The 5,417-nt window shown below is 63.0% G+C and carries 5 protein-coding genes and 1 pseudogene; 3 read left to right on the top strand and 3 right to left on the bottom strand.

Annotated features, from left to right (window positions below; all coding sequences use genetic code 11):
* Positions 1-103: 103 nt before the first annotated feature.
* Positions 104-1,150 (top strand): annotated as a pseudogene (locus IWX63_RS16240) (IS256 family transposase); the annotation flags it as partial.
* Between the two features lie 115 nt (positions 1,151-1,265).
* On the top strand, positions 1,266-1,463 hold the full coding sequence (locus IWX63_RS16235; RefSeq protein ID WP_199279190.1) for a hypothetical protein: 198 nt from the start codon (positions 1,266-1,268) through the stop codon (positions 1,461-1,463).
* A gap of 47 nt (positions 1,464-1,510) precedes the next feature.
* Here IWX63_RS16235 and IWX63_RS16890 read toward each other — a convergent pair whose 3' ends face one another.
* From IWX63_RS16890 to IWX63_RS16220, 3 genes are all read right to left on the bottom strand, one after another.
* Positions 1,511-1,924, bottom strand: a complete 414-nt coding sequence (locus IWX63_RS16890) for a class F sortase (RefSeq protein ID WP_334685944.1) — start codon at positions 1,922-1,924, stop codon at positions 1,511-1,513.
* 446 nt (positions 1,925-2,370) lie between these two features.
* Complete coding sequence (locus IWX63_RS16225; RefSeq protein WP_334685943.1) at positions 2,371-3,702, bottom strand: ice-binding family protein; 1,332 nt, start codon at positions 3,700-3,702, stop codon at positions 2,371-2,373.
* A gap of 561 nt (positions 3,703-4,263) precedes the next feature.
* Positions 4,264-4,407 carry a hypothetical protein gene (locus IWX63_RS16220; protein ID WP_199279188.1) on the bottom strand — a complete coding sequence of 48 codons (144 nt, stop codon included), beginning with the start codon at positions 4,405-4,407 and terminating at the stop codon, positions 4,264-4,266.
* 295 nt (positions 4,408-4,702) lie between these two features.
* Between IWX63_RS16220 and IWX63_RS16215 the strand changes: the two genes are divergently transcribed.
* Positions 4,703-5,320 carry a GAF domain-containing protein gene (locus IWX63_RS16215; protein ID WP_199279187.1) on the top strand — a complete coding sequence of 206 codons (618 nt, stop codon included), beginning with the start codon at positions 4,703-4,705 and terminating at the stop codon, positions 5,318-5,320.
* Positions 5,321-5,417: the final 97 nt, after the last annotated feature.

The raw sequence follows: 5,417 nt of genomic DNA, 5'->3' as shown, positions 1-5,417 counted from the left end.
AAACGTCGTCGTGAAGCACTCATCTCAGCGGATCTCTCTTCCAGTAACACCCTCAGTTTAAGAGGGCCCACTGTCCGAAATCCCTAGGCCGCCCAGATCGAGGTTAACAACCACGGCGGGAGATCTGGATCTGAAGATCCCGAAGATTCGCCAGGGGTCATTCTTCCCCGCCTTGCTGGAGCGGCGCCGCCGGGTTGATCAGGCATTGTTCGCGGTCGTGATGGAGGCGTATGTTCACGGCGTCTCGACCCGCAAGGTCGATGACCTCGTCAAAGCGCTCGGTGCCGACACAGGAATATCCAAATCGGAGGTGTCGAGGATCTGCGCGGGTCTCGACGCGGAGGTCGCTCAGTTCCGTGACCGCACCCTTGGAAGCCAGGACTTCCCGTATGTGTTCCTGGACGCGACGTACTGCAAAGCCAGGGTCGGGCACCGCATCGTGTCCCAAGCTGTCGTCGTCGCGGTTGGTATCGCTGCCGACGGACGCCGGGAAGTACTGGGTTTCGACGTTGGAGATAGTGAGAACGAGGACTTCTGGACCGCCTTCCTGCGGTCGTTGAAGGCCCGCGGTCTCGACGGGGTGAAGCTGGTCATGTCTGATGCCCACGCCGGGCTGAAGAAAGCTATCGGCACCGTGTTCCAGGGTGCCGGCTGGCAAAGATGCCGAGTCCACTTCATGCGCAACGTGCTCGCGGTGGTCCCAAAAGGTAGTCAGGATATGGTCGCCTCGATCATCCGCACGATCTTCGCTCAGCCCGACGCGCAGCACATCCGCAGCCAGTTCACGGAAGTGACCACGATGCTTGGACGCTCTCATCCAAAGGTTGCCGCCATGCTCACCGATGCCGAAGCTGACCTCCTCGCCTTCGCCGCGTTCCCGCGCCGACACTGGCGACAGATCTGGTCCACGAACCCGTTGGAACGGGTGAACAAAGAGATCAAACGCCGCACCGATGTCGTCGGCGTGTTCCCCAACACGGCGGCGCTGCTGCGCCTTTCAGGAGCAGTGTTAATCGAGCAGCACGACGAGTGGGAAGCCGGAGAACGCCGCTACTTCTCCGAAGCATCCATGCTCGAGCTGACCACGATGAACAACCCCGCCGAGCCCGTCGACCAGGCGGTGATCCTCCCCGAACTCGCTACCGCCTAAACTAGAACAACTGACCCACACGGTGTCGAGGAAACTCCACCACTCAGCGGGACGTCACCGTTGCGCCGGGCAGGCGCGGATTACGACGCGGTCCGGGGCGGACGCCACGGACCAGTTGCAGCAACTGGAAAAGCTCCTCGACGCCGTCGACCGAGCCGTGACGGACCTTGCCGGACAACCCGCACCAGATGCTGATGCCCGCATGAATAATGAAGCCGCGCTGTGGATTCGCCGCAACCTGGAAGACATCCTGGCCACTTGCACGGCAATACAGATCAGTACTGCCGAGAAGCAGGGGCTGCTGAGGACTTAGTTTGCGCTTTGATGTCGATGGCCGAGTTGCGGTGGTGCGGCGTGCCGCTAAGTAGGTTTTGGCGTCGCGGTGAGCACGATGTTCCTGCCCCACGGATCTTCCGTGTAGCAGCTGATCAGAACCACCCGGCCGGGCACGATGTCCCAGATATCACTGTCTTTCAGGGTGTCTTTGTCATGGGTGGTGATGGAGTCGACGACGTAGGTGAGCCGGCCGGTGAGCGTCGTCAATGTGAATTCGGATCCCACGAGGGAGGGGTCGCTGAGCCGGTTGAAGGGCGCGTCCCGCCCTTCCCAGCTGTGTCCGACGATGTACGTGGTGTTCGAGGATCCCGGTCCGGGGGATCCATAGTCCGTGAGCCAGTAAGCATCCAGTGTCAGCGGCGGAACGAGCAACTCCGACACCCGGTCGGCGTCGGTAGCAGTCAGCGGCAGGACCGCGATATCGATGTCAGCGTCCACGAAGGACAAACCAACCGGCTGGGACCCCACCGGCGCAGCTGATGGGGACCCTGCCTGCGCCGCAGATCCTGTCAGGTTACCTGCTACCGGGTTACCTGCTACGGCGTCGCCTGCTGCCGGGTCGCCTGCTGCCGGGTCGCCTGCTTGCGGGGATCGGGGCGGCCCCTCACCCTGCTCGAACGGGTTAGGAACCGGTGAGGCTGACGCCGACTGTGTGCTGGGCGACGGGATAGCGCCGGATGGTGGTCGAGCGGACTCGAGCGGCACTGCGCATGCCGTAAGGGCGAGGCTGGTGCATGCAAGAAGGGTGAGGCTTCTCCATCGCCTCTCGTGCCCGCAGCCTCGGGTCTGCCGGACTGGTTGGCCCGGTATGACATTGGCGTGGGCGTCCCCCGCCGGGCGCTCACGAAGGAGTCGGCGGCGAGGTGAGCTCCATCCCACCGGTCCTAATGCCTACGAGTCGAACGCTGCGACGCCACCGCTGCGCGCGCAAGGATGAGAAGGCATGCTGTGGCACCGGCGAAAACAACGGCCGGCAGGAACGGCTGTGTTTCATGCGCAGTACTCGCCGCAGTCTGGATATTCGTGCCACGGTTGGTTCCGCCCGTGACACCGTCACGGCCGGTCACCCCTGATCGATTGTCGAACCCTGCACCTGTCCCCCCACCGTCAGAACCATCGCCCAACAGCGGCGCAGAAGAGGTCACGGTCGGACCAGGCACCGGAACAGTCACCGTCGGAACCGGCACCGGAACGGTCACTGTCGGTACTGGCGTCGGCACCACCGTCGGCTCATCCGTCGGGGTCGGCACCACCGTCGGCTCAACCGTCGGCGTCGGCACCACCGTCGGCTCAACCGTCGGCGTCGGCACCACCGTCGGCTCCACGGTCGGGGTCGGCGCCACCGTCGGCACGACTGTCGGCTCAACCGTCGGGGTCGGCGCCACCGTCGGCACGACTGTCGGCTCAACCGTCGGGATCGGCACCACCGTCGGCTCAACCGTCGGCGTCGGCACCACCGTCGGCTCCACGGTCGGGGTCGGCACTACCGTCGGCACGACTGTCGGCTCAATCGTCGGCGTTTCTGTTGGTTCCGGGGTGGGGGCGCAGTCGGAGGTGATGAAGGTGTTGTTGTCCAGTGTTACCGCTCCATCGCGGGCTAGCGCCCGGCCTTCGACGACGGTATTGGTGGTGACCGAGATGGATGTCAGGGCGAGGATTGAGCCCGTGAAGGAAGAATTGGTGCCCAGGGTCGCGGAGCTGCCGACCTGCCAGTAGACGTTGCAGGCCTGGGCGCCTCCGATGAGTGCCACGTTGCTGGCGGAGGCGGTGATGAGGGTGCTTGCGACCTGAAAGATGAAGACCGCGTCTGGGTCACCTGCCGCGTCCAGGGTCAGGGTGCCGCTGAGGGCCAACGGGCCCGTGGATTTGTAGACCCCGGCTTGAAGGGTCTGGCCTACGAGGTCGCCCGCGACGCTGTCCGTGGGGGCCCTTCCGGCGGCGTCGTTGTAGGCGATCGTCAGGTCCGACTGGGCCTGCAGGGCTTCGGCGTCGGCGGCGTCGATGTTCCGGGCCTGCCCTGGCGGGAATCCTGTGACGGCGCTGCCCGGGCTTACCCCCAGATCGGCGTTCAGGCGGGTGGGACCGGTGTTTGTTACGGTTTGTCCGCCGAGCACGGAGTAGGCGCCTGCAGTGCCGAGGCCTATGGGCGCGTCGGCGGCGAAGGCTTCCCAGGGGCCGCTGACCAGGGTGAGGCTGGTGAGGGTGATGACGCCCATCGCGGCACTCACCGTTGCGGTCCGCCGCCAGGTATTTGATCGGGTGAGGCGATGGCGGGGTAGAGAAGTTGAGCGTTTCATTGAGACCCTTCCAGCGAAGCGGAGGCCGGAAACGAAATCCCACGACTGAAGATCCAGAAGATTATAATTTCGGATCAGGCGAAGAGTGGTTCTGCACCGTTCGAGGAGACAGGTCGCGGTGCTTCCCTCAAAATAGTCTTGAACAAGCATCCACACGCTGTCGGATCAAAATAAATTGTTGTTGACTGCGGAAGGGCATGGTGACGATAATGGCCCCGCCCTGCAGGGCTTCTAGTTAATGCGTGGGGCCTCAGTATTGAAGGACACAGCCCGGATTACCTGCTGGATAATCTGATCGACGGCGGGCACAAAATATTTCATGCGGTGGCCTTCCCACTATTGCGTCGCGTTGGTATCCGGTGATTGGAGCTCGTCGATCAGCATGATCGGCCGGTCATCGTTGGGGGCGGGCAGGTCGAGCTCTCCGCAGAGAGCCGCGACGTGGGACGCGACGAAATACCCCCCCCGTTCATGATGCGTTCATGGGCGAAGGCGATCGAAGACCAGGTAGCGCAGCAGGGACGAGGCAGGTCCTACGGTGCCAAGGACGGTGGTGCGGTGCCCGTAGGTGGCCAGCACTTCTTCCTGGTGGACGAGGGCCGGCACGTGATCGATGACGGTCATCAGCGGCAGCGATCCCCGGTCAGCGTGCTGCTACTGGTGTGCGGGTGGAGCCCGAAGGGCGGAGCTTGATGCCGTACACCTGTGGGTGAGCCGCCAGACCGGCCTTGTTCAATGCTTTGTCGCGATCAAACACCTATGTCAGGGATGGATGTACGCCTGTGGTGGGGCCCCTCGAGTAGGCAATACACCGCAATTGACTCTGCGTGGAAAAAAACTTGATCAGTGCTGACGACTTCGGCTCGTCAGACTTAGCGATGGACGTGCCGCTGGGGGCACCGTCCGTGTAAAGGACGACATGACCAACAGTGGAACGTGGGCGGTGGGCAACCGCCTGGAACAAGACAACACCGGGACGGCGCCCGCCTCGAAACAGGGCGCACTCCCGCCGCGCACCCAAGGACGAACGACCGGAGTCGGAACCGCGGCCGAGCAGCAACGCTCCCGCGCCGTCCAACGGTTAGGGCTGATCGGGTCAGGCGACGAGGAACGCTTTGACCGGCTCACCCGAACAGCGAAGGCGCACTTTGGGGTAAGCTCAGCGACCATATTTCTGATTGCCGATGATCAGCAGTACCTTAAATCCTTCGTGGGCCCGCTGCACCGGTACCTGGAGCGGAACATCGCTTTCTGCAATGTAACCATTCAGCAGGATGAACCACTGATCATCCCCGACACCCTGTCCGACCCCCGCTTCAAAACCAATCCGTCCGTGGTCGCCGCACCTTTCATCCGGTTCTACGCCGGCATACCCCTACGCGGACCGGGCGGATGGTTCGTCGGCAGCTTCTGCATCCTCGATCAGGACGCCCGGGATTTCTCCCGTAATGACCTGCAGAAGCTCCACGCGCTGGCCAATGAAGCAGAAGTCGAACTCAACACGCCTTGGTGTCATAGCGTCGTAGCAACAACATAACTGGCTCTTCACGGTTCGTGGGGAATGGCGTGCTGAGGTGAGTGTCATGCCGCCGTCCGGGTGGCACTGGTAAGCAGGATACGGGATCGATAATTGT

This window comes from Arthrobacter sp. CAN_A2, from assembly GCF_015752045.1.
Taxonomy (GTDB): domain Bacteria; phylum Actinomycetota; class Actinomycetes; order Actinomycetales; family Micrococcaceae; genus Arthrobacter_D.
The sequence above is the reverse complement of the archived record's forward strand: the minus strand, read 5'-3'. Positions and strand labels throughout refer to the sequence as shown.